The organism is Peribacillus sp. SIMBA_075, from assembly GCF_046534585.1.
This window is the reverse complement of the sequence record NZ_JAWRYN010001261.1, coordinates 1-248: the sequence shown is the minus strand read 5'-3', so window position 1 is coordinate 248 and position 248 is coordinate 1. Positions and strand designations below refer to the sequence as shown.

Annotated in this window: 1 pseudogene; it reads left to right on the top strand. The window is 52.4% G+C overall.

The annotated features are described in order from the left end of the window. Nucleotides 1-17: 17 nt before the first annotated feature. Nucleotides 18-248: pseudogene (locus SB775_RS32390) on the top strand (cytochrome P450); the annotation flags it as partial.

Sequence of the window (248 nt, the reverse complement as noted above, 5' to 3'; positions counted from 1 at the left end):
AGCGCATGTTCCTATCGATGATGACACCTGAACGCTTAGAAGACGCCAAGCGCATGGTAATCCAAGAACTCGACGCCAAGGCCGAACAATGGGAGCACATGGACGAGATCGTCTTATTGGATGAAATCGAAGAAATCTTCACGCGCTCCATGATCCACTGGGCAGGGCTTCCGATGAAAGAAAGTGAAGCCAAACAGCGCACATGGGAACTCGTCACGATGGTCGATTCGTTCGGCCTCACCGAAGGG